20 protein-coding genes and 1 riboswitch are annotated in these 25,083 nt (G+C 47.1%); of the genes, 15 read left to right on the top strand and 5 right to left on the bottom strand.

The annotated features are described in order from the left end of the window. Positions 1–50: 50 nt before the first annotated feature. From FBF61_RS16290 to FBF61_RS16260, 7 genes are all read left to right on the top strand, one after another. Entirely contained in the window at positions 51–3,485 is a 3,435-nt protein-coding gene (locus FBF61_RS16290; RefSeq protein ID WP_229215077.1) for a SusC/RagA family TonB-linked outer membrane protein, read from the top strand. A 12-nt stretch (positions 3,486–3,497) separates the two neighbouring features. Beyond that, positions 3,498–5,069, top strand: coding sequence for a SusD/RagB family nutrient-binding outer membrane lipoprotein (locus FBF61_RS16285; RefSeq protein WP_138479062.1), 1,572 nt, complete (start codon positions 3,498–3,500; stop codon positions 5,067–5,069). 106 nt (positions 5,070–5,175) lie between these two features. Continuing rightward, positions 5,176–6,411 carry an aminotransferase class V-fold PLP-dependent enzyme gene (locus FBF61_RS16280; RefSeq protein ID WP_138479060.1) on the top strand — a complete coding sequence of 412 codons (1,236 nt, stop codon included), beginning with the start codon at positions 5,176–5,178 and terminating at the stop codon, positions 6,409–6,411. A 239-nt stretch (positions 6,412–6,650) separates the two neighbouring features. Continuing rightward, the gene (locus FBF61_RS16275) at positions 6,651–7,922 is read left to right on the top strand and encodes an amidohydrolase/deacetylase family metallohydrolase (RefSeq protein WP_138479058.1); all 1,272 of its coding nucleotides are present in this window, start codon (positions 6,651–6,653) and stop codon (positions 7,920–7,922) included. Positions 7,923–7,961: 39 nt separating this feature from the next. Further along, positions 7,962–9,758 carry a CocE/NonD family hydrolase gene (locus FBF61_RS16270; RefSeq protein ID WP_138479056.1) on the top strand — a complete coding sequence of 599 codons (1,797 nt, stop codon included), beginning with the start codon at positions 7,962–7,964 and terminating at the stop codon, positions 9,756–9,758. 310 nt (positions 9,759–10,068) lie between these two features. Continuing rightward, positions 10,069–10,956 carry an RraA family protein gene (locus FBF61_RS16265; RefSeq protein WP_486273064.1) on the top strand — a complete coding sequence of 296 codons (888 nt, stop codon included), beginning with the start codon at positions 10,069–10,071 and terminating at the stop codon, positions 10,954–10,956. 21 nt (positions 10,957–10,977) lie between these two features. Continuing rightward, positions 10,978–12,084 carry a bile acid:sodium symporter family protein gene (locus tag FBF61_RS16260; RefSeq protein WP_138479052.1) on the top strand — a complete coding sequence of 369 codons (1,107 nt, stop codon included), beginning with the start codon at positions 10,978–10,980 and terminating at the stop codon, positions 12,082–12,084. A gap of 8 nt (positions 12,085–12,092) precedes the next feature. Here the strand turns inward: FBF61_RS16260 and FBF61_RS16255 are convergent, their stop codons facing one another. Both FBF61_RS16255 and FBF61_RS16250 read right to left on the bottom strand, forming a co-directional pair. Then, positions 12,093–14,012 (bottom strand): acyltransferase family protein, encoded by a 1,920-nt coding sequence (locus FBF61_RS16255; protein ID WP_138479050.1) that lies wholly within the window; start codon positions 14,010–14,012, stop codon positions 12,093–12,095. 91 nt (positions 14,013–14,103) lie between these two features. Continuing rightward, positions 14,104–14,607 carry a GNAT family N-acetyltransferase gene (locus FBF61_RS16250; protein WP_138479048.1) on the bottom strand — a complete coding sequence of 168 codons (504 nt, stop codon included), beginning with the start codon at positions 14,605–14,607 and terminating at the stop codon, positions 14,104–14,106. 137 nt (positions 14,608–14,744) lie between these two features. Beyond that, a riboswitch (TPP riboswitch) is annotated at positions 14,745–14,840 on the top strand. 70 nt (positions 14,841–14,910) lie between these two features. Here FBF61_RS16250 and thiS point away from each other — a divergent pair. The 8 genes from thiS to FBF61_RS16210 all read left to right on the top strand — a co-directional run bounded on the left by thiS (position 14,911) and on the right by FBF61_RS16210 (position 23,216). Then, on the top strand, positions 14,911–15,114 hold the full coding sequence (thiS, locus tag FBF61_RS16245) for a sulfur carrier protein ThiS (protein WP_138479046.1): 204 nt from the start codon (positions 14,911–14,913) through the stop codon (positions 15,112–15,114). A gap of 78 nt (positions 15,115–15,192) precedes the next feature. Further along, complete coding sequence (thiC, locus tag FBF61_RS16240) at positions 15,193–17,076, top strand: phosphomethylpyrimidine synthase ThiC (RefSeq protein ID WP_138479044.1); 1,884 nt, start codon at positions 15,193–15,195, stop codon at positions 17,074–17,076. 9 nt (positions 17,077–17,085) lie between these two features. Beyond that, positions 17,086–18,444, top strand: a complete 1,359-nt coding sequence (locus FBF61_RS16235) for a thiamine phosphate synthase (protein WP_138479042.1) — start codon at positions 17,086–17,088, stop codon at positions 18,442–18,444. Next, the gene (locus FBF61_RS16230; protein ID WP_138479040.1) at positions 18,438–19,205 is read left to right on the top strand and encodes a thiazole synthase; all 768 of its coding nucleotides are present in this window, start codon (positions 18,438–18,440) and stop codon (positions 19,203–19,205) included. The genes FBF61_RS16235 and FBF61_RS16230 overlap by 7 nt, the downstream gene beginning before the upstream one ends. Then, positions 19,195–20,307 carry a 2-iminoacetate synthase ThiH gene (gene thiH / locus FBF61_RS16225; RefSeq protein ID WP_138479038.1) on the top strand — a complete coding sequence of 371 codons (1,113 nt, stop codon included), beginning with the start codon at positions 19,195–19,197 and terminating at the stop codon, positions 20,305–20,307. The genes FBF61_RS16230 and thiH overlap by 11 nt, the downstream gene beginning before the upstream one ends. Before the next feature lie 64 nt (positions 20,308–20,371). Further along, entirely contained in the window at positions 20,372–21,427 is a 1,056-nt protein-coding gene (moeB, locus tag FBF61_RS16220; RefSeq protein ID WP_138479036.1) for a HesA/MoeB/ThiF family protein, read from the top strand. Between the two features lie 361 nt (positions 21,428–21,788). Next, positions 21,789–22,673 (top strand): sulfite exporter TauE/SafE family protein, encoded by an 885-nt coding sequence (locus FBF61_RS16215; protein ID WP_138479034.1) that lies wholly within the window; start codon positions 21,789–21,791, stop codon positions 22,671–22,673. A 66-nt stretch (positions 22,674–22,739) separates the two neighbouring features. Further along, positions 22,740–23,216, top strand: coding sequence for an NADH-quinone oxidoreductase subunit A (locus tag FBF61_RS16210; protein ID WP_138479032.1), 477 nt, complete (start codon positions 22,740–22,742; stop codon positions 23,214–23,216). On the opposite strand, the gene FBF61_RS16205 is transcribed toward FBF61_RS16210, so the two are convergent. From FBF61_RS16205 to FBF61_RS16195, 3 genes are all read right to left on the bottom strand, one after another. After that, positions 23,213–23,782 (bottom strand): T9SS type B sorting domain-containing protein, encoded by a 570-nt coding sequence (locus tag FBF61_RS16205; protein WP_138479030.1) that lies wholly within the window; start codon positions 23,780–23,782, stop codon positions 23,213–23,215. The genes FBF61_RS16210 and FBF61_RS16205 overlap by 4 nt on opposite strands. Positions 23,783–24,024: 242 nt before the next feature. After that, positions 24,025–24,558: a DUF3997 domain-containing protein gene (locus FBF61_RS16200; RefSeq protein ID WP_138479028.1), complete on the bottom strand. Its 534-nt coding sequence runs from the start codon at positions 24,556–24,558 to the stop codon at positions 24,025–24,027. A 20-nt stretch (positions 24,559–24,578) separates the two neighbouring features. Beyond that, positions 24,579–25,082 (bottom strand): DUF3997 domain-containing protein, encoded by a 504-nt coding sequence (locus tag FBF61_RS16195; RefSeq protein WP_138479026.1) that lies wholly within the window; start codon positions 25,080–25,082, stop codon positions 24,579–24,581. Position 25,083: the final 1 nt, after the last annotated feature.

Here is a 25,083-nt window from a genome sequence, read left to right as displayed (position 1 = left end):
GATCCGTGGGAATCATTATGCCGAATTTTAACCCGACAAAAATCAAAATTATGTCAAAACAAGTACATTTTCATCATGCTTTACAGAAAATCATGCGCATTACTCTGTATCAAGCCCTACTGGTAATTGCCGTCGGTACATTCGTGCAAGCGCACGACGTACGCGGACAGCGGATACTGGAACAAAAAGTGACATTACGCCTGGCCAATTCAGAAATGGAGACCGTTCTGGAAAAGATTGAAAATGTGACCAAGGTTAAGTTCATGTACAACCCGCAGATTTTCAGTAACCAGAAAACGTCTTATAAATTTCAGGAAGAAGCCCTTTCTGAAGTGCTGACAAAAATACTGTCACCTTACAAGGTAACCTACGAGGTGGTACAAGACCGTATTATCCTGAAAAGAGAGCGCACCGCTGTGGAAGATGCGCCGATAGAAAATAAAATAGCCCCGAAACGCAATGTTTCAGGTGTTGTGAAAGATGAAACCGGCTCCGCCTTGCCGGGTGTAAGTATCCTGGTAAAAGGAACACAGCGCGGAACTTCTTCCGATGTCGACGGAAAATTCGCAATCGATATCCCTGACGCAGAGCTTCCTACTGCTGTTTTGATATTCAGCTTTGTAGGCTACACTTCCCAGGAAGTAACAGTAGGCAACCAGGCAAATATCACCGTGCAGCTCGCACCTGAGGCAAAAGCCCTGAACGAGGTAGTTGTAACGGCCCTCGGTATCGCCAAAGAGAAAAAAGCACTTGCCTATGCGGTTACGGAAGTAAAGGGTAGTGAATTTACGCAAGCACGTGAAAATAACATCGGTAACGCATTGACCGGTAAAATTGCAGGTGTGAATGCATCAGGTATGGCGACGGGCCCTGGTGGATCTAGCCGTATCGTAATCCGTGGTAACGGATCCTTGAATGGTAACAACCAGCCTTTGTATGTGATCAACGGTATGCCGATGGACAACACCACACCGGGTGGAACAACTGCTGACGGTAATGGTATGAATGTTGACCGTGGCGACGGTATCGGCGGTATTAACCCTGATGATATCGAGTCGATCAGCGTTTTGAAAGGCGGTCCTGCTGCGGCGCTTTACGGTGCACGTGCATCCAACGGTGTGATTTTGATCACTACCAAAAAAGGCCGCGCTCAAAAAGGGATCGGTGTAGAAGTGAACAGCAACACAACATTTGAAACATTGGCTGTGATTCCTAACTGGCAATATGAATATGGACAAGGTGTGGACGGTGTGAAACCCGCTACCCTGGACATAGCGAAAAGTACAGGACGTCTTTCTTATGGTGCCAAAATGGACGGTCAGCCTACCATTCAGGTTGACGGACAAATGCACCCGTATTCTCCCCAGAAAAACAACCTGAAAAACTTTTATAACACCGGTACCAACTACATCAACTCTGTAGCTTTCACAGGCGGTAACGAATCAGTGAACTTCCGTCTGGGTTTGAACAACACCAAATCAAACAGCGTTGTACCCAACTCGTCATTCGCTCGTCGCATCGCCAACCTGAACGTGAATGCATTTTTGGGTAAAAAACTGAGCATTGAAACTGTTTTCCAGTATAACCTCGAAGAAGGAACAAACCGCCCGAAAGTAGGATATGCAGATATGAACCCGCACTGGGCTACCTACCTGGTGGCTAACGTGGTAGACATCCGCAGCCTTGCGCCGGGGTATGATGCAACAACTGGCAAAGAATTGGAATGGAACCCTGTACCTGCTGCGCCAAACCCTTACTTTGTTGTAAACAAATTTAAAAACGACGATACCAAACACCGTTTTTTGAGCCAGGGAAGCATTCGCTACGACATTCTTGATAACCTTTATGTAAAAGGTAGTGTAAGCCAGGATTTTTACAGCTTCACCTCCGAATACGTACAGCCTACCAATAATGCATACTTCCCGCTGGGTACTTATGAAGGAAGAAAAACAACTTCCTCAGAAACCAACAGCATGGTGACTTTGAATTATAACAAAGAATTTGATAACATCAGCTTCTCAGCTATGGCCGGCGCCAATGCACAACGCAGCGTTTTTGACCAGACTGTGATGGCAGGTAGTGAATTTACCATTCCTTACTTTTATAGCTACACCAACCTGGCAGCCCTGACAACCACGCCTACCTACCTGAAAAGCGCGATCAACTCGATTTTCGGTTCGGCTGACTTTGGATACAAAGGATTTGCATACTTGACTGTCTCTGGTCGTCAGGACTGGTTTTCTGTTTTGAACCCAAAAAGCAACAGCATTTTCTACCCGTCGGTAGGTGCTTCGCTGGTGTTGTCGGAAGCGCTTAACCTTCCTTCGACAATCAGCTTTGCGAAACTGCGCGGATCGTGGGCGCAAGTGGGTGGTGCTACTGTGAACGCATATCAGATTTACCAATATTATAACATGCAGCAAGGCGGCCACAACGGAAGACCGGTGCAAGGCCTGGCTTCCTCACAGGTTCCTAACCCGGATCTGAAACCGCTGACCTCAACTACCTATGAGGGAGGTTTGGAAGCAAAATTCCTGAACAACCGCCTTGGTTTGGATATCACATTGTATAACCGTAAAACCACGGACGATATCGTGACTACCAACATTGCATTGTCGTCGGGTTACACGTCTGCATTGCTGAACGTTGGCGAGCTGAGCAACAAAGGAGTAGAATTACTGATAACAGGTACGCCGATCCAGAAAGGAAATTTCAGCTGGGATGTGAGCTACAATATGGCTTACAACAAAAGCAAGATCGAGCAGCTGGTTGACGGAATCGACTACCTTGATATTGGTACCGGTGTTGGTGGTGGTATTGTTCGTAACGCTAAAAACAGACCGTATGGAACTGTCTGGGGTTACCGCAAAAAAACAGATGCCAACGGAAACGTGGTATTCAACACATCCAGCGGATATGCGGTAAGAGGCGACCTGGAAGAAATCGGACAAGGTACTCCACCGTGGACAATGGGTATCACCAACAATTTCAGATACAAAAACTTCTCGCTGAACGTACTCATCGACGGTAAATTCGGAAGCATCGTTTACTCCAACCTTTACCAATATGCCTACCGTTTTGGTTTGCCGCAGGAAACACTTCCAGGCCGCGACACAGGTGTTACTGTGGAAGGTGTAACGCCGGAAGGTGCTCCTTTCAGCAAAACCTGGGAGAAAAAAGACGTGGATACTTACTACGACAACGACAAGAACTACACAGCGATGTTCATGTTCAACAACGATTTCATCAAGCTTCGTCAGGTGGTGTTGAGCTACAATATCCCGGTCAACAAGCTTGCGTTCCTGAAACTGCAATCGGCTTCGGTTTCATTCGTAGCACGTAACCTGGCTATTCTTTTCAAAGACAAAAAGCAACAATACTTCGATCCTGAGTCAAGCTACACCAGCACCAACGCGCAAGGTCTTGAGGCATTTGGTGTTCCAAGAACAAGAAGTCTGGGTGTGAACTTAATGGTGAAATTTTAAAAACTAATTTCGATGAAAAGCCTTATTCAAAAATTGATATATGCGGCCCCGTTGGCCCTTCTGCTTCCTTCCTGCGACAACGGTTTCCAGGAAATGAACGTTGACCCGAACAAATATTCGGAGGTTGTGCCGGGTTATCTTTTTACCCGTACACAGCTGGACGGTGTAGCGACCAACTTTACTGGTGCGGCCTACCTGACCATCGGCCAGTCGATGCAGCATTTTGCTACCTATAAAGAAGTACCGGCGGCAGGTGACAAATATTTCAATTTCGGTTACTCTCAGGGTAGCTGGAATGCTTATGCGGGTACAGGACAAGGCCAGGGTGCGGTGATCGGGATACAGCAGGTAATAGACGCTGTGAAAACCAACCCAGCGGATGTTAACAAGCTGTCTGCGGCAAGGATATGGAAAGCGTACATTTTCCACCGACTGACCGACCTTTACGGCGATATTCCCTATTCCGATGCGGCAAAGGCATTAACCGACAAAAACTACGGTCCGAAATATGACACGCAACAGGCTATCTACGCAGACCTTTTAAAAGAACTGGACGAGTCAGTTACAGCGTTGGATGCAACCAAGGCTACTTTCGGTGCAGCTGACCTGCTTTATGCGGGTGATATTGCCAAATGGAAAAAATTCGGATACTCGCTGATGCTCCGTCTGGGTATGCGCCTGACAGAAGTAGATCCGGCGATGGCGAAAACCTGGGTAGAAAAAGCGATTGCCGGTGGCGTTATCCTGAGCGATGCGACTGGCGCCGACGATAGGGCTATCATCGCTTATGTGGATGGTTCCCAAACACTCAGCCGTAACTTTATTGCGAACGGCTTGATGGGCACGGATTACATCACCCCGGGTGGTGACAATGTGGAAGGCGGCAAATTTGCCAAAACGCTGATCGACCACCTGAAAACAACGAAGGACCCGCGTCTGAATGTGATCTCTATTGTGTGGAGACCTGAGGGCTCAACCTTCGTTGCGGATACTTCCACAGCCCTGCAATTGGGTATGCCCAATGCAGCTTTCAACAGCCGCCCGGCGGAGTTTAACACATTTTCTGAGCCCAATCCGGCTACGCTTCTGAGATATGCTGCACCGCTGATCGTTTTCGGAAATGCCGAAACCAACCTCCTCCTTGCAGAAGCTGCCGTTCGTGGTTGGTACAATGGAAGCACTGCGGCAGTGGCTTATGAAAATGCTGTAAAAGCAGGTATGCGTCAGTGGTCGCTGTTTGGGGCGGCAGGCGCGATCTCGGAAGCAAAAATCGCTGCGTACATTGCTGCTAATCCATATAAAACTGCAGGAACTGTCGCACAGCAAATTGAACAAATCTCTACCCAGAAATGGGTATCCCTATTCCTCGAAGACGAATACGAGATCTTTTCTAACTGGAGACGTACCGGATACCCTGTGCTGACCCCTACCAATTATCCCGGTAACCTCACAGGCGGAAAAATCCCGACCCGTTTTGTAATACCTGATTCGGAGGAACAATATAACAAGGTAAACTTCATCGAGGCGCGTACGCGTCAGGGTGGTACCAATACGCTTTCGAGTGTTGTTTGGTGGGATAAATAAGCATTTTTTGTGACCGGCCTGCCGGTGTACGACGGATTGCTGGTTTTAGAATCGGCAATCCGTTTGTATTTTGAACATTATTTCTAAACTCTAATCTTTCCGGACCATGTTAACCAGAAGAAAATTAATTAAACGGCTGTCGGCCGTTCCGGTACTGGGCGGCCTCATCGGCGGCGCCCTCCCTTTAGAAAGTGCTTTTGCGTCGGAAGTTGCAAAAGTGCCTGCCCGCGACGTATTGAAAGAACTGGGCCTGCGGACTTTCATCAATGCTGCCGGAAATTACACGGCTATGACCGCCTCGATCATGCCTGATGAAGTACTGGCTGCGATTCAGACCAGTTCGCAGGAATATGTGATGCTCGAAGAAGTGCAGGACAAGGTAGGAGAAAAAATCGCAGCCCTCGTACACGCGGAAGCTGCTATGGTGACAGCAGGCTGCTGGTCAGCGCTGGTACTGGGTACAGCGGGCGTGCTTACGGGCATGGACCAGAAAAAGGTATCACAGCTCCCCAGACTGGAAGGAACCGGGATGAAATCAGAGGTGATCGTACAGAAAGGTCACAATACCGGCTACGTACATGCACTTACTAACACGGGCGTTTCCATTGTTGAGATCGAAACCCTTGAAGAGGCTGAAAAAGCCATCAATGAAAAAACTGCTATGATGTGGTTTTTAAATACCGCATCGCTTCTGGGAAAAATACAGCATGCTGAATGGGTTGCACTGGCAAAAAAACACAGCATTCCCACGATGATCGACATTGCAGCCGACGTACCTCCTGTTGAAAACCTCTGGAAATTCAATGAGCTCGGTTTCGACCTGGTTTGTATTTCAGGCGGGAAAGCGATGCGCGGGCCTCAGAGTGCGGGTATTTTGATGGGCAAAAAAGAGCTGATCGCAGCAGCCAGGCTCAGCGCACCTCCGCGCGGCGGCAATATCGGACGCGGCATGAAAGTGAACAAGGAAGAAATGATAGGCATGTATGTGGCAGTGGAAAGATTTGTGAACATGGACCACGTGAAAGAAAGAAAAATGTGGGACGAACGGGTTGCCGAAATTGAAGGCAAGCTGAAAACGGTGGCTGGCGTTACAACTGAAATGTACCTCCCTCCTATCGCGAACCACGTACCTACGGTGAAAATTACCTGGGACAATACCAAAATCAAACTGACCCGCAAAGACCTGGTTGAAAACCTCAGGAAAGGGAATCCTTCCATCGAAGTGGTACCCGGGGGCGGAGACCTGCCCAGCATCGACGTCACAGTTTTCATGCTCAAACCCGGCCAGGATAAGATCGTAGCCGCACGGATCAAGGAAGAACTGACGAAAGCGTTGGTGTAATGCCGCTGGGCGATGCCGTGATTGGCCGATTTTATCCAATATATTATATAAAATTATCAACGGTAGCGCACGGTGCCGCCGGTTCGGTCGAAGTGCAGGAGCATTTTTCCAAAATTCTTCACTGCGCTCAGGACGATAGCAGCGACGTCATCGCGGCGAACCGTTGAATATTGCTTTTTGCTTCGCTGGCTGGCCCTCAGGTTGACATTTTGTAAATCATTGACCAATTCAATTTTGAAATGAAAAAGAAATTTTTATCCATTTTCTGTGCATTCGCAATCATTACCGCTGCCAATGCACAGAAATACAGTGTGGTTATCAAAGGCGGACATGTGATCGACCCGAAAAACAATATCAATGAGGTCATGGACGTGGCGATGAAAGGTGACACGATCATGAGTGTCGCCAAAAACATTGACCCCAAAGAAGGAAGACAGGTTGTGGATGCAAAAGGTCTGTACGTTACCCCAGGACTGATCGACATTCATTCCCATAATTTTTACGGCACCAAAATGGACCAGACTTACAGTAACGGCCCAAATGCCCTTCCGCCAGACGGCTTTACTTTCCGTACCGGGGTCACTACGGTGGTTGATGCAGGCTGCGCAGGCTGGAAATCTTTTGCCGATTTCAAAAAACAGACCATTGATATTTCGAGGACACGTGTACTCTCTTTCCTGAATATCGTTGGGGAAGGTATGCGGGGCGGAACTTACGAGCAGAACGTAGAGGATATGGACGCTGCGGCAACCGCCAAAGTGGCCAAAGAAAACCCCGAATACATTGTAGGGATCAAACTGGCACACTTCAACGGCCATAACTGGGCCCCGACTGACCGCGCGGTAGAAGCTGGTAAGCTGGCCAATATCCCGGTCATGATCGATTTCGGCGGAAGCGATCCTGTTTTGCCGATTGAAGAGCTTTTTATGAAACACCTGCGCCCTGGCGACATTTTCACACATTGTTTCGGGCAGCTGGGCGGCCGTGAACCCATCCTGGATGTGGCTACCGGAAAAATAAAGCCTTTCGTTTATGAAGCGCGGAAAAGAGGGATCAATTTTGACGTGGGTTATGGCGGTATCAGTTTCGCTTTTTCACAGGCCATTCCTGCCGTCAAAAGCGGATTTTACCCGAATACGATCAGTACAGACATTCATACGGGCAGCATGAACAATGCCATGAAGGATATGCTGAACGTGATGTCGAAATTCCTGGCCATGGGCATGGACCTCCAAAGTGTCATTAAGGCGAGCACCTGGACTCCCGCTCAGGTTATTCACCGGGAACAGCTGGGAAATCTCTCCGTAGGCTCGCGTGCCGATGTTACCGTACTGCGGTTGCTGGATGGTAAATTTCAGTTGAACGACACCGGGACGTTCGGTTTCTTCGATTACACAGGTACAAAGATCCAGGGAAAACAAAAGCTGGAAGCCGAAGTGACGATCCGCGCAGGAAGAGTGGTATACGATCTCAATGGCCTGACAAACCCAGTCGTTGTATCGAGAAGATAACTTTTCAAGTACAGAACCCATCCTACCTAACCCTTTAACATGATCACTAAACCCAGCATATCTCCGAGATTTTTTCTTTTCTTTTTCGTTCTCTGCGCTTGCTCTTTCCCAAGCTTTTCCGGTACTCAAAATGAGATAAAAATTGTCAGACATCAGGCTATTCCGATGCGTGACGGCGTGATCCTGTATGCAGATATGTACATGCCCGCCGAGCCCGGCAAGTATCCGACGATCATCACCAGGACCCCTTACGGATCTCAGCGTGAGGGAGTCCACCACCAGACCATGACCAAGTTTGCGCAACGCGGCTATGTCGTGATCGTACAGGATGTACGCGGCCGCTATGAAAGCGATGGCAAATGGGAACCTTTCCGCGATGAAGCCAATGATGGTTACGATACCATTGAATGGGCAGCGGCGCAGGATTTTTCAAATGGCAAAGTCGGTACGCAGGGCGGCAGCTACCTGGGTCATAACCAGTGGCAGGCTGCGAGTATGGCGCCGCCGCATTTAACTGCTGCTTTTCCTGCACTGGCCTCCACCAACATTTATGCAAACTGGCTGACCATGGGCGGGGCATACCGCCTGAGTTTCAATTATGGCTGGGGTGTGGCGAGAATGCCAAACAGGATCATGCTGCCCCAAACCTGGCACACCGAGAGTTTCATGCCGGAAGAAGTCAAATACGACAACTTACTGATGCACCTGCCTTTGAAGGACATGGATATGAAAGGTGCCGGTTCCGTAGTACAGCATTACCGCGACTGGATCAAGCACGAGAGCTATGACGAATACTGGAAATCCATCAGTGACGAAGAGCGTTTTAACAAAATAAAGGTACCAACCTACACGTCCGGAGGCTGGTTCGACATCTTTGTGATGGGTACGATTAACGGTTATGTGGGGATGAAAAACAAAGGCGCAACACCTGAGGCAAGAGCCGGTGCCCGCATGATCATCGGTCCCTGGGGACACGGACCTTCGCAGTCCTTCGGCGGTGTGGACTTCACCCCTGCTGCTTATGTGGACCAGTTTGAAACGGAACTCGGCTTTTTTGATTACCACCTGAAAGGCATCAAAAATGGTCTCGATAAAGAAAAACCTGTAAAATTGTTCTATATGGGCATTAACAAATGGCGGGGCGAAACCGACTGGCCTGTTCCCGGAACAAAATACCAGGAGCTGTATCTGGGCGCGGACGGAACTGCAAACTCAGTACGCGGAGGAGGGAAACTTTCATTCACCAAACCTGAAAAAGCAGGTACAGACACCTACCGCTATGATCCGCAGAGCCCCGTGCCGACCATGGGCGGAAACAACTGCTGCGGAACGCCCACGGCCTCCGGCCCCCGAGACCAGCGCACGCTCGAACAAAGGGAGGACGTACTCGTTTACACCAGTGAATTTCTCGAAAAACCGCTGACCATAGCCGGTCCGGTGAAAATGAAGTTACATGCCACCACAGACGGACCTGACACCGATTGGATGATCAAATTGGTGGATGTTTACCCAAGTGGCTTTGCGATGCCGGTTTCGGAAGGGATTATCAGAGCTAAATTCCGCGAAGGACTGGACAAAATAAAGCTGCTCACACCTAATCAGGTTTACGAATACGAAATCGAAATGACCGGAACGGCTAACGTCTTCCAGCCCGGCCACCGCATCCGGGTGGATATCACGTCCAGCAATTTCCCGCAGTTTGACAGAAACCCCAACACCGGCGAGCCCTTGGGCAGCAGCACCAAAACACGCATTGCGCAACAGACCATTCACCACGGCGGGCCCAAAATAAGCAGGATCGTTTTACCGGTGGTAAGTGATTTCGGTGATAAATGATGCTGTTTTTGATTGATGATGTTGCCGCATTGAGTTTTTATTCAATGTATTGAAATAAAGACAAATACCATGTCGTCAAATATTGATGTTCGCCCAGCTGATTGGCTTTCAGGCTTACATCTTGATCGCTTTCATTCTGATCTTTTCTTTAAAAAGTAACTGATTTGACATGAAAAATAACATTTTGAAGAACCGAATTAGTTAAACCATTCTTAATTTTAGACTTTTATCTATTTCCAGCCGCTAAATTTTTTTTGAATTTATGAGATTAAAATTCTTAGGTTTATTTTCCACAGTAATATCTATGGGCATGGCTGCTTACCAGCCTGCCGGTGCACAGACCATATCCAAAGATGAATTGATCTTCCTTACCTCTGAATGGAAAGGTGAGCGATTTCCGGACGGACGCCCCAAGGTACCGGACGACCTGATCAGGCGGGTGAAGGAAATTGCCATTGAGGAAGCCTGGGTAGTATTACAAAATGAAGGCTACAACTGCCAGTTTGACGGAAACTGGAAAATGATACACCAGGATGTGCCCATTGCAGGACGTGCCCTTACTGCTCAGTTCATGCCCTCCCGCCCGGATGTTGAAAAAAACATCAAAGACCGGGGTGCAAAAAACGGAAGGATCGGGAATACCAATTCGTGGCCAATCGACCAGCTTTCAAAGGGTGATGTATATGTAGCGGACGGTTTCGGGAAAATTGCGCAGGGGACACTGATCGGCGATAATCTTGGAAACTCTATTTTTGCCAAATCGGGTAACGGCGTGATTTTCGATGCGTCGTCCCGCGATCTTGAAGGACTTTCCAAAATTGAGGGCTTCAACGCATTTGTAAGGGACTGGGATCCTTCCTACCTCAAAGATGTTTTCCTCTCCGGTTTGAACACACCAATCCGTATCGGTCGCGCGATCGTTTTGCCTGGCGACCTTGTGCTTGCCAAACGTGAAGGTGTTATTTTCATTCCTGCCCACCTTGCCGAAAAGGTGATCCTGACAGCGGAATTTATTGCAATACGTGACAAATTTGGTATCCAGATGCTCAAAGAAGGTAAGTATACCCCGGGCCAGATCGACAGCCAATGGAGCGACACCCTGAAATCCGATTTCCTGAAATGGCTTGACAAAAACCCGAAGGAAATTCCGATGAAGCGATCTGAGTTGGATGAGTATATGAAAAAAAGAACCTGGTAACCGCATTCTAGATCCCTGATTATGAATATTTATAAGGCCCTCTCCGGTGTTGCCGCTTTGTGTTTACTGGTTGCCCTTTACTTTGCCCTTTCTGGAAACCTGCCCCAGGCCGGTCCGTTTTTCATCGCGTTTTTTCTTTTGCTGGCCGTCAGTTTTCGCGGATATGAGAAACTGAAAGGATTTACTTATACCACGGTGATATTCGCAGCGGTAACTACCGCGCTCTACTATCCTCAGTATTTCCAGGAGTTCAATGGCTTCAAACTTGCTGTCCTCATTACACCTCTCATCCAGATCATCATGTTCGGGATGGGTACTTCCATGAGTTTCGGCGACTTTGTAGGTGTTGTTAAAATGCCAAAAGGTGTTTTGATCGGCGTGGTGAGCCATTTTATTATCATGCCTTCGATCGGCTATACGCTGGCAAGCATCAGCGGTTTCCCTCCTGAAATTGCAGCAGGTATCATCCTGATCGGCTGCTCGCCCAATGGAATGGCATCCAATGTCATCTCCTACCTGGCCAAAGCAAACCTCGCGCTTTCGATCACGATCACCGCGATCTCGACGATGCTTGCGCCGCTTGTAACACCGCTTCTGATGAGTTTCCTGGCAGGTGCTTTTGTAAAGATCGATACCCTGCACATGATGTGGGATATCATCAAAATGGTGATTATTCCGATCGGTGCCGGACTGCTGTTCAACAAGCTTTTCACCGGAAAAGTGAAGTGGCTCGACGCCGCTATGCCCCTGGTGTCCATGGGCGGGATCGCATTTATTATCGTGATCATCACCGCGGCCGGCCGCGACAGCCTGCTGACCATCGGGCCGGCTTTGCTGTTACTCGTATTGATCCACAACCTTTCGGGCTATATCCTCGGATACTGGTCGGGCAGGTTATTTAAAATGAGTGAACGTGATTGCCGCACCATCGCCATCGAAGTTGGAATGCAAAACGGAGGATTAGCCTCGGGTATCGCCAAAGAAATGGGAAAAATGGCGACTGTAGGTCTAGCTCCCGCCATTTTCGGCCCCCTGATGAATATTACCGGATCGATCCTGGCTTCCTGGTGGCAAGGCAAGCCTACCGGTGACGAAGATACTTATGTAGAAACCGGCAGGGCGCATTAATAGCATCTTTATTCGGATCTTGAAGTCAGGGTGAACCGGTTCACCGAATCATCCCTGGCTTCAAGAAAATCTGCAAATTCCCTGCTTGACAGGATTTTTTTTGCAACCAGATCAGCCCCATATTTTGTAAAATGGTTCTGGTCAGACATGTAAGGAATATTGTTTTCTGAAACCTTCGGGATCGAACTGATATTATAAATATCCACGTATTTCGATTGGAAATGTCGCCGCAGCGTATTGTTGATCGTGTCGGACAAGGGCACCAGAAATCTGTTGCTAAACTGTTCCGACGCGTCATAGTCATATTCGTTCTCCCTGGCTGCAATGGATGCATACGGTATGGTATAGGTCTCATTCTGGCCAATTAATATAACCTTGATCTTCAGCTTTTCAAGATATGCAATCGTTTCATGAAGGTCCCTCACCAGTTCTTTTGGAGAATTACAGGTAATCCAGTTGGCACTGATGATAACACCGTCTATTTTATGTGCATTTTTCGGCAGATAGTCCAGATAAATGTAATCGATCAGTTCCGTACATCTGTTTTTCTTATCTTTTCTCAGTACCGGCAGACAGCCGCTGGCAGAGGCCTGTACCAATTTTATGTTCATCTTTGCAAAATCCTCGCGCAACGATTGCGATAAATGCGCAGAATGGCTGTCCCCGAAAAGCACAAAATTCCTGCCGTTTTCGTCTATCTTCAAACATTTCTCCCGGTCGATATCAGGATTAATCGTAGTGATAAAACAGGCATAGTTGAACTGCTTATCGTGCTCCGCTTTATGAATTTTGGAATAACCTGAAATTTCAAGTGTCTTTTTTTCAAACACTACATCATTCATGCTTTTTGTAGAAAGCACAAAAACAACTGCTGCACTGAAGGCCGTTGCTATTAATACCCGCTTACTGGTTTCAAACCGGATCGACTCGATGTACCTGAATGATATGTAAGCCATGATCAGAGAAACCGATATCATCCCCAACACGGAAAGCGGTGTTAACACAATACCCAGATAACCCGCAATGACATACACAGGCCAGTGCCAGAGATAAAGTGAATAGGATATTTTTCCGATAAACTGAATCACGGACGATTTGAGGAAAAGCAGGCTGTTATCGTTGGACAAAATGATCATAAAAGTCGCCAGTACAGGTACAAGGGTATAGATGCCCGGCCACTTCATCTCACTGGTCAGCCCTACCATACATATTGCCAGAACTCCGTAGCCAATGAGCGCCAGAAGCCTGGAACCGCGCCGACCCACGAAATCCTCAGCTAAAAAAGCAATTCCGCCCATCAGCATCTCCCACGACCTGGTTGGCAGCATATAGAAGGAATAGGTAGGCTTATACCAGGTCAAAACCGTAGCGGCAACGAAAATTACGGCCACCGATCCGATGAAAAGAAGCAAATATTTCACCTTGTCCTTACCGAAAAACCGCTTGAAAAACATCAGTACCAAGGGCAGGATCAGATAAAACTGCCACTCTACAGAAAGAGACCAGGTATGAAGAAACATATTTGTATCAGAAGAAGCATCAAAATAATTACTCTTCTGATACAACATATTGGAGTAAAAAAGGACACTGGCTACCGCATTTTCAGCAATCAGCGTAAATTCCGTAGGGAGGTAGAAGAAAAAAGTGACGGCGACCAAAATTGAAACTACAAAAAGAAGGGCCGGGATGATGCGTTGAACCCGGCGTCCGTAAAAATCGGCCAGGGAAAAAGTATCTTTAGCCAGTCCGCTGATGATAATTTTTGTCATCAGATAGCCTGAAATCACGAAGAATATATCGACTCCGCTGAATCCGCCGTCGAAAAAAGGGACTTTATAATGAAAAAGTATTACGCCGACAACGGCCACTGCTCGCAATGCATTGATATCGAGTCGAAAGACCGATTTACTTCCTGTGGGGGTAGACATCTTATCCGATTGAGTAAATTTTCGTAGTTTTTTGTAGAACTACTTAAATTATCAATATGTTCCGACACTACAAACAAAAGTAGAAATATATTCAATCTTCATCCAGCAACAGCTGCATGAAAACCAGGTCCAGCCATTGGTCAAATTTATAGCCTACCTCTTTCAAATAGCCCTTTTCAATGAAACCATACTTTTTATGGAATTCAATGCTGCCGCGGTTTGCCGCGTCGATTCCGGCTATCATCGTATGGATGCCTGACTCGCGCGCGCGTTGGATCAGGCTTTCAAGAATCCTGCTCCCTACCCCCATTCCTCTTGATTTTTCATTGAGGTAAATGGAATGCTCCACGCTGAATTTGTATCCGATCTTGGGCCTGAACATATTATAGGAACCATACCCGATCACCTCCCCGTCCACTTCCGCTACCACCACCGGCATACCGTCGTTGAACATCTGGTCAAGCCAAGCCTTTTGCTGGTCGTACTCCCTGGGCTCGTAATCATAAATAGCAGTGGTATTGAGAATGGCGTGATTGATGATTTCCAAAAGTGCAGGCAAATCTTTTGGTGTGGCGCTTCTGATAATGAGATGCATCAAATAGTCAGGTTCGATAATGTGGGTTGATTAACGATCAAAGTTATCATAATTCTTAAAAAATCAGTCCTGAATTCCGTTACAGCATATTCATTTGGCAGCTTTGTTTTAAAAACCGGAATTTTGAAATAGCTTTACCCAAACTTTAGGGGTGTCCCGATATGCGGACTGAGATAATACCCTTTGAACCTGATGCAGCTAGTACTGCCGAAGGGAAAAGTAAGAGATACCGCTATGGTGTCTCAATGTATCTTTCCGAAAAAGGTCCATTCCTGAAGTTTTTCTCACAAAACGTTTTTCAGAATGGAAATTACCGTCAACGACCAATCCACAGAAATACCCGAACATCATTCGGTCCAGCAACTGTTAGCTACCCTTTTTCCTGATTCTTCAAAAGGAATCGCCGTGGCTGTAAACCAGTACGTCCTCCCGCGATCGGAATGGCCGGCTTATATACTCCGCCCACAAGACCGGATCATGCTCATCAAAGCTACCCAGGGCGGCTAGCTTCAAAATTCCAAACTTTTCCCATTTCAATTATCCACCCGAAATGCCGGAGACCGGCAGTGCAAACCTTGAACCTATATGAAAATTGAAAAAACACCGGAAAGCGGCATCATTACCCGAACTCCCTTCCCGAACTCCCGTAAAATTTACGTCCCGGGGGAGCTTCATGAGATATCTGTCGCTATGCGCGAGATTTCTTTGAACGACACGAAAGTACACGGACGATCAGGGGCGTCAGAGCCCAATGCGCCGATAACCGTGTATGATACCAGCGGCCCGTTCACCGATCCTGATTTTGAAATAGATGTAAAAAAAGGTCTCCCCCAGCTCCGGTCATCGTGGATCAAAGCGCGGCAGGACGTAGACCAGCAGGAAACCATTTCTTCTGAATATGGAAAACAAAGATTATCCGACCCAAACCTGGCCCACCTGCGTTTCGCCCATATCAGCAAGCCGCTCCGTGCGAAACCCGGGCAGAACGTTTCGCAGCTGCACTATGCCAAAAAGGGGATCATCACAGCAGAAATGGAATATATCGCCATTCGCGAAAACCAGCGTATTGACCAGCAGATAAAAGAACTAAACGGCAAAGCAGGAACCCTTGCTCACCAGCACGCAGGACACAGTTTTGGCGCAAATACACCAAAGTCTTTCATTACACCTGAATTTGTCCGTCAGGAGGTAGCAGCGGGGCGGGCTGTCATACCTGTCAATATCAATCACCCGGAAAGCGAGCCGATGATCATCGGCAGGAATTTTTTGGTCAAGATCAATGCCAATATTGGTAACTCCGCGGTTTCATCAAGCATTGAGGAAGAGGTCGAAAAGGCTGTCTGGGCCTGCCGCTGGGGTGCGGATACGATCATGGATCTGTCGACCGGCAAAAACATCCATGAAACCCGCGAGTGGATTATCCGTAATTCACCCGTTCCGATCGGTACCGTCCCGATCTACCAGGCTCTGGAAAAAGTGAACGGAAAAGCTGAGGAGCTTACCTGGGAATTGTTCCGGGATACATTGATCGAGCAGGCCGAGCAGGGTGTAGATTATTTCACGATCCATGCAGGGGTTTTGCTCCGTTACATCCCTCTGACCGCCAAAAGGATCACGGGTATTGTGTCGCGGGGAGGTTCGATTATGGCCAAATGGTGCCTGGCCCATCATAAGGAGAACTTCCTGTACACCCATTTCGAGGATATCTGCGAGATCATGAAAGCTTACGATGTGGCGTTCTCGCTCGGCGACGGCCTGCGCCCCGGCTCCATAGCGGACGCCAATGATGCCGCCCAGTTTGCAGAACTGGAAACGCTGGGAGAGCTGACGAAAATAGCCTGGAAACACGATGTGCAGACCATCATAGAAGGTCCGGGCCACGTCCCTATGCACCTGATCAAGGAAAATATGGAAAAACAGCTCCAGCATTGCCAGGAAGCTCCTTTTTACACCCTTGGACCACTAACAACTGATATTGCTCCTGGTTACGACCACATTACTTCCGCCATCGGCGCTGCCATGATCGGCTGGTTTGGAACGGCCATGCTTTGCTATGTCACTCCGAAGGAACATCTTGGGCTGCCCAATAAAAAGGATGTAAAGGACGGGGTGATCACTTACAAAATTGCCGCACACGCAGCAGACCTTGCCAAAGGACATCCGGGTGCGCAATACCGCGACAATGCATTGAGCAAAGCCCGGTTTGAATTCCGGTGGGAAGACCAGTTTAACCTCTCGCTGGACCCGGATACGGCCAGGGAATTTCATGACGAAACTTTACCGGCAGAGGGCGCGAAAATCGCGCATTTCTGCTCCATGTGCGGGCCGAATTTCTGTTCCATGAAAATCACCCAGGATGTGCGGGATTATGCGGAAGAAAATGGGTTGATGGAAGAATCTGTGATTACCAAAGGTATGGAGGAAAAAGCGAAGGAATTCGCGGAGAAAGGAAGCGAGATTTACCTGTAACCTATGAAGATGATCGTCATATCCAGTCCTGATTTCCTTCCGGACGAGGCGGGTTCTATCAACCGTTTTTTTGAGGAAGGAATGAAATATTTTCATTTGAGAAAACCTTTTTCCGAAAAGGAAGAGGTAAGAAGGCTTATCCAGGCAATTAATCCTGCGTTCTACGACCGGATTTCCCTGCACCAGCACCATGAACTGGCCGGGGAATTCGGTATTTCGCGCCTTCATTTTTCCGAAAAACATTACGCACTGACGACTGAGGAGCTCTGGAAAAGTCTGGTTGATAATGGTTTCAGGTTAAGTACCTCCGTGCATGATCTGGCTCAGTTGAAAACCATATCCCCTGTTTTCAGTTACGCATTTTTCGGGCCTGTTTTCGACAGCATTTCGAAACGAGGGTACAAAAGTACGTTGCACGATGATTTCGTTTTGAGCAATGATCTGAAAACAGTCAAAGTCATTGCAATAGGAGGAATTGATCTCTCGAACATCACAAAAATCCCGGTTATGAACTTCGATGGGGTTGCTGTCCTGGGGGCGATATGGCCCGCATCGGTAACCCAGCGTTTAAACCCTGGGCTAGGGACCCGGATGGAGATGGGGAGGGAGGCGGAGGACCCGGGATCGCCGCGGGTGGCGGCGGCGTCGTCATCATCGGCGGCGTCATCATCGTCGCCATCATTGTTAACCCAAGGTTTAAACCCTGGGCTGGGGATCGGGATGGGTGGGCGGGGGATGGACAGGGATATCTCGCGGCTGCACTTCGTGTCGAACCATGCTGCTGGCATGACCCATATAGACAGCGTCCGACTCGCGCTGGACGCAGGCTGCCGCTGGATACAGCTTCGGATCAAAGACCGTCCGGAAGAGGAAGTTATGGAGATCGCCCGCGAATCTAAAAGCCTTTGCGAGCACTATGAAGCGAAACTGATTATCAACGACTTTCCATCTATCGCCAGAGAAATCAATGCCTATGGACTGCACCTGGGGCTTAATGATATGCCTTTGCGGGAAGCGCGCAAAATCGTCGGCAGCAAGATGATCATCGGCGGTACAGCCAACACACTGGAAGACATCATCCGGAGAATCGACGAAAGTGCAGATTATATCGGATTAGGCCCTTTCCGGTTTACCTCTACCAAGCAAAACCTCAGCCCCATTCTCGGTTTGGAGGGTTATAGCAAGATTATGAAAAAACTCGGTGCGCTTGGCCATACCATTCCGGTGATAGCCATCGGTAGCGTCGGAGAAGACGATATTTCCGGTTTGCTGGGCACAGGCGTGTATGGAGTGGCTATGTCATCCGCATTGATCAATTCCAAAAACCTGAAAGAAAAAGTCATAAAAATTCAGAAAACACTATGTTAACAATAGCAGATAAAACCTTCAACTCCCGGCTTTTTACGGGAACAGGAAAATTCAGTTCATCCCAGGTCATGGAAAAAGCTTTGATCGCTTCGGGTTCCGAGCTGGTAACAGTAGCACTGCGAAGGGTAGATATGCGCAGCAGTCAGGATGATATTTTAACACATCTCAATCATCCCGGTATACATCTTTTGCCCAACACGTCAGGAGTACGAACAGCCAAAGAAGCCGTTTTCGCGGCACAACTGGCGCGGGAAGCGCTGGAAACAAACTGGCTGAAACTGGAAATACATCCGGATCCCAAATACCTCATGCCCGACGCCATCGAAACCCTTCTCGCCACCGAAGAACTCGCGAAACTGGGCTTTGTCATTTTACCCTATGTGCATGCGGACCCCGTATTGTGCAAACGACTCGAAGCAGCCGGTGCTGCGGCCGTCATGCCCCTTGGCTCACCCATTGGTAGTAACAAAGGGTTAAAAACGATTGATTTCCTGGAAATCATCATCGATCAGAGCAACATTCCTGTGATTATCGATGCGGGGATCGGGGCACCTACCGATGCGGCCAAAGCAATGGAAATAGGTGCAGATGCGGTCCTGGTCAATACGGCTATCGCTGTGGCTGGCGATCCGGTGGCGATGGCAAGTGCTTTCAGGATGGCAGTGGAAGCCGGGCGCATCGCTTTTGAAGCAAAATTGGGCAATCAGGTAAACCGGGCGGTCGCCAGTAGTCCATTAACAGCATTTCTGGATGAGCTTTAAAACAGAATTTGACCAATACAATTGGGACGAGGTGAGGGCCGGAATATATGCAAAAACCTCATCCGACGTAGAAAAGGCACTTAATGCTTCCAAAAGAACGCTGGAAGACTTCAAAGCGCTGGTATCACCCCCCGCAGCCGCATACCTGGAACCCATGGCCCGGCTCAGCCAGAAACTGACTCAAAAGCGTTTTGGTAAAACCATACAGATGTACATCCCGCTTTACCTCTCCAATGAATGTACAAATATCTGTACGTATTGTGGGTTTAGCCTGGATAATAAAATGCGACGCCGGACGCTGACTAACGAGGAGATTTTAAGAGAAATAGCCGTTATTAAAAAAATGGGGTACGAGCATATCCTGCTGGTAACCGGTGAGGCAAATCAGACTGTTCATGTTCCGTATTTCAAAAAAGTCCTGGAACTGATCCGGCCGCACTTTGCTATGATTTCAATGGAAGTGCAGCCGCTTGATACAGAGGAATACCAGGAGCTGATACCCATGGGACTGAATTCTGTTTTGGTATATCAGGAAACCTACCATCGTGAAGATTACAAAAAGCATCATCCGAAAGGTAAAAAATCCAATTTTAACTACCGGCTCGACACACCTGACCGACTCGGAAAAGCAGGGATTCACAAAATGGGACTTGGTGTGCTGATCGGCCTGGAAGACTGGCGGACAGACAGCTTTTTTACCGCGCTGCACCTAGATTACCTCGAACGAACCTACTGGCAAACGCGTTATAGTTTATCTTTCCCAAGACTGCGCCCATTTTCCGGCGGACTCGAACCAAAGGTAGAAATGAAGGATAAAGAACTTGTTCAGTTAATATGCGCATACCGGATCATGAACGAAGAATTGGAGATTTCGCTTTCGACCCGAGAGTCGGAAAGGTTCAGAAATCATTGTATTCCTTTGGGTATTACTTCAATCAGCGCAGGTTCAAAAACCAATCCGGGAGGCTACTCGGTGGAACCAGGATCTTTGGAACAGTTTGAAATCTCAGACGAACGAACGCCGGGAGAAATAGCGGAAATGATCAGGAGCAAAGGGTATGAGGTGGTTTGGAAGGATTGGGATGCGATTTTGAACATGTGAATTTGGAATGGGTGAATGATCCGTCGTGGAGCGGGGAATGATTGAATGATTGAATATTTTTTTTATGGAACCTTTGGAGCGTAGGCGGTATAGCCGGCAGATTCTTTTGCCGGAAATGGGATTGGCGGGGCAGGAACGGCTTCGGTCTGCCAGGGTTTTGGTGATCGGGGCTGGCGGTTTGGGCTGTCCGGTACTGCAATACCTTGTTGCGGCAGGCGTTGGCACTATAGGAATTGTGGATGATGATGTGGTGGATATTACCAATCTGCACAGACAGATCCTGTATACTGCCGAAGATGTCGGTAAGGGGAAGGCAGAAGTTGCAGGAAAAAAACTGGCAGTACTCAATCCTTTTGTCGAATTCAATATCATTCCCGAGCGACTCACTGCCGAAAATGCCGCTGACATTGTGAAAGATTACGACCTGGTCATAGACGGCTCCGACAATTTCCCTACGCGATACCTGGCCAACGATACCTGTGTCGCACTTGATAGACCGATGGTGTTCGGTTCTATTCTGCGTTTTGAGGGTCAGGTTTCGGTATTTAATTACAAAGGCGGGCCTACTTACCGCTGCCTTTTCCCGGATGCTGAAGAAGGTGACAATTGTGCGGAAGCTGGTGTGATAGGGATTCTGCCTGGTATGATCGGTACTTATATGGCCAATGAAGCCATCAAGATCATTTGTGAAATTGGCGAACCATTATCTGGCAAACTGATGGTGTTGAATGCTTTGACGAACAATACCAGCTTCTTTCAGTTTGCAAGGAACCCTCATATTAACGCACTGGAACAGGACGATGCGAAACTGCAGATGAAGCCTCTTATTGCAGAAATTGACCTGCCGGAAATGCTGTTCGAAGATTGGGAAAAATTACAGGAAACCGGTCCCGATCAAATCTTTCTTGTCGACGTACGGGAAGATTATGAATTTGAAGCAGACAGTATAGGCGGCATTAACATCCCTCTCTCCGAAATACCCGAAAACCTCACGACTATGCCTGCGGACAAAACCGTTGTCTTTTACTGCCGTAGTGGGATTCGCAGCAAAACGGCTGCCAGATTGTTATCCAAAACTGGTTTTGAAGGAAGGAGCTTTTGGATGAAAGAAGGAGATTGAAGGGAGAAAAGTAAATCGAAGACAAAGTAAGGACTGAAACAAAAGAGCCGGATGAAATATGTACGCTACTATTGTGACCGTTTGGCATTGAAGGTAACAGGACATTTGGGGAATGTGCTTCCCGCAACCATATACACCAACAACTTCATTTAACTTAGCCGAGCCCAGGGGTAATTTGCCGACGATAACTCCCTGATTAACAAACCTTCCTGTCACTCAAATACCATTCTTCTGAAATTTGCAGATCCCGGAATTTAAAAATTTAAGTAAAATTTAATAATCTATCAACCTAGTAGATTAAATAGTTTTATTACATTTGCCTGCTATTCCAGAATTCTCAACTTCAAAAAAACGAACGGTAATGCTCGCAAAAGTGCTCTCGCTAAAACTTCCACCCTCTTCTTACTGGTATATTTTGCCGATTGGCATTCTGGTTATCATTTCCGGTGTCCTTTTTTTAAACGGCACAATTTCCATCGGAGCAGAGGAAATCAATACTTTTATCAGCAGCGATTTTGCATTGTATCTGTTGGTCGGTCTGGCGGCCCAGTTGGTCGACGGAGCATTGGGAATGGCATATGGCGTAACTTCAACTTCTTTCCTGTTAAGCCTTGGCGTAACGCCGGCGATAAGCAGTGCGAGCGTGCATGTTGCCGAGATGTTCACCACTGGGGCTTCTGCTATTTCCCATTTCAGGTTCAAAAATATCAATAAAAAGCTCTTCAAAAGTCTGCTCATCCCGGGTGTTTTGGGGGCTGTAACCGGAGCTTATCTGCTCTCCGATGTCATCGACGGGGATTTTATAAAACCTTACATTGCATTTTACATGCTTGTTTTGGGCCTCATCATCATCCGGAAGGCGATTCAGAAAAGCTTTGTCAAAAACAAAACCAAAAGGATTGGAGTATTGGCTGCAACCGGCGGATTTCTGGATTCTATTGGCGGCGGAGGCTGGGGACCGATCGTGACTTCCACCCTGCTGGGCCAGGGACGCGACCCGCGTTACACGATTGGCTCCGTTAATGCAGCCGAATTTGTAGTGACTTTTGCAAGCGGGCTTACATTTCTTATTTTTCACGGCGTCAACAGCTGGCAGGTGGTGCTGGGGCTGATCATTGGCGGCGTCATCGCAGCTCCGTTCGGTGCTATGGTGGTTGGTAAAATCAAAAGAAAACCACTTATGCTGATCGTCGGTATACTGGTGATCGGATTAAGCCTGCGTACAATCATACTCAGTATTATTTAATTTTCGTTTTTCCGCTCTTCTGCCCTGACCTAAAATCAGTAGCTTTGCAGAAACACCTACCGGAATATGCTTACCGATTTTGGATATATATTACTGTTTGTTATTGCCGGCCTCGTCCTATTGGGCGTAGTGCTCACTGTCGCAAAAATTCTCCGTCCGGACCGTCCGAACGAAGAAAAACTCACCACTTATGAATCGGGTGAAGACCCCACCGGCAATGCAAATATCCAGTTCAACGTACGGTTTTATGTAGTTGCGTTAATCTTTGTTTTGTTTGAAGTAGAACTTTTATTTCTGTTCCCCTGGGCAGTGGTGTTCGGCAACGAAGATCTCATCGCGCAAACCAACGGCGCGTGGGGCTGGTTTGCGATGGCAGAAATGACAGTTTTTATCGGCATTCTCATCCTTGGCCTCGCCTACGCCTGGGCCAAAGGTTATCTGGATTGGGTAAGGCCCGCTCCGAAAATACCGCAGGTGAACTCGCCGGTTCCAGTGGATTTATATGCGAAAGTGAATGAAAAGTATAGGGCTAAGAATGCCTAAAAACAATCCTGTTCCTGATTAACCTTTGATTTCTCCAGCGTCCCGTCCGGACCCGCCTGGGAAGCGTAGTAACAGCCCGATCTGGATTTCATTACCTTATTTCCCGGCTCACAAATTACCGAGCATGCTTCCCCACTCACAAACTGGTTGAAACCCACAGCGCATACCGCCATTACATATTTAAACTTTCCCCTATATCTGCTGCCATCGGCTCTGTAGCCGCTCCAACCATAATTTTTAGCGTCATCACCTGGGTGAATTCGTTCCATTTGCCAGAGAACAGTATCCCCTACCGCACTGACTACCGTCAATTTCTGAATTTCCATCAATTCCTTACTTCTCATAAAAGGCATAAAATGGTCATTAATCCCATCACCGTTAGGAGTAAAAACGTTAGGAATATAAATGTACCTCTTGTCGTCCAGGGGAAATTCCACCGGAGCAGTCCCACAACAACCTTCATAAATCTTATCCCCCGCCGCAGGATTCTCCTGCGCATTACAATTTTGCAGGATCACAAACATTACTAACAGAAAGGCATTAACAAGTGTGCTTTTGATTTTCATTTTGTTTTTTAATTTAGGTGTGATTGATTGGTTAAAAAAGTAGCTGATTCAATGTGTTCATTCAATTTTTGTCAATACAGGCCGCCCGGTCGGATCGTCTACCTAGCTCCTCACTTGTATTAGAAATTCCACCGCAAGACTGAAATACAATCAAGAATAAAATCATATAATATTTTTTCATTTTTAGTATGGCTTAAATATCTATAGTCTATTATCTGAATATCTCATTCCTGATGGTCTTTTTATAACTTTTCTTCGTCCAACTTCAATTTGTCTGGTACTTTCAATTCCTTCCTTTTTTGAAAATATTCTCCTTTGGTTAATGGCCCGAACATTGTTTTGCTGTGATGCGAAATGATCCAGTAGTTGGTCGGATGTGCAAAAACTCTTTTATAGTAATGGTCATTTAAGATGAGACTGTCAGCTACCCGTTCACTTTCTATCCTGTCATTTGTTGAGTTGTTTTTATACTTCACGCGATCGGCATTTCTTAATTCGTATGCAATTGAACCTTGGTATACCTCTCTACTTGGTTGCTGGATAGCTAGTATGAAGTCTGCGTTGAACTTATATTCCGTAACTTTTCCATAGATGTCCTTTTGACCATGAATTGGTGTTCGTATATTTTTGAATTCCTGTCCGGAGCTTTCGTAGCTAAATCCGTTTCCAAGATCTTCCGAATAATCAGATATTCCCCAGCATTTTAAAAGGAGAATAGATGAAAAGAGCATGAAATATTTCTTCATTTTAATAAGTCTTTTGTAGTTCGTATTCATTAATGGATCTGTTTAAGATTTTAATGTTTTTCATTGTGTACTTGCAATTCCTCCGGCACCCTCAATTCTTTTCTCTTTTTCAAATACTCAATCTCAGACAAAGGCCCATACATTTTTTTATTCTTGTGGGACATGATCCAGTAATTAAGTTTGCGTGCAAAGATTTTTTGATAGTATGGATCATTGGTAATTATACTATCAGCTATACGGTCAGTCTTTAGCCTTTCTTCCTCAGAATTGTTAGGGTATCGTTTGTGATCTTCATTTCGGAGCCTTGAAGATATTTTAGATTGATACCCTTTTTTACTTGGATGTTGGGCGACAATGATAAAGTTATCGTCGTATGAGTGGTCAATGACTTCACCGTAGATACTCGGATAACTCGAATTTGGTGATTGAATAATATTGAAAGCTCCTCCGTAATTGACGTATATAAAATCGCCACTGAGTTCTTCAATATAATTAGAGATGCCACCCCCACAGCTTGCACATATTATCATAATAATTAGCTTTAAGTTTCTCATC

Origin of the sequence: Dyadobacter bucti (assembly GCF_005869225.1) — a bacterium.
Taxonomy (GTDB): Bacteria; Bacteroidota; Bacteroidia; order Cytophagales; family Spirosomataceae; genus Dyadobacter; species Dyadobacter bucti.
This window is presented reverse-complemented; position numbering and strand designations above follow the sequence as displayed.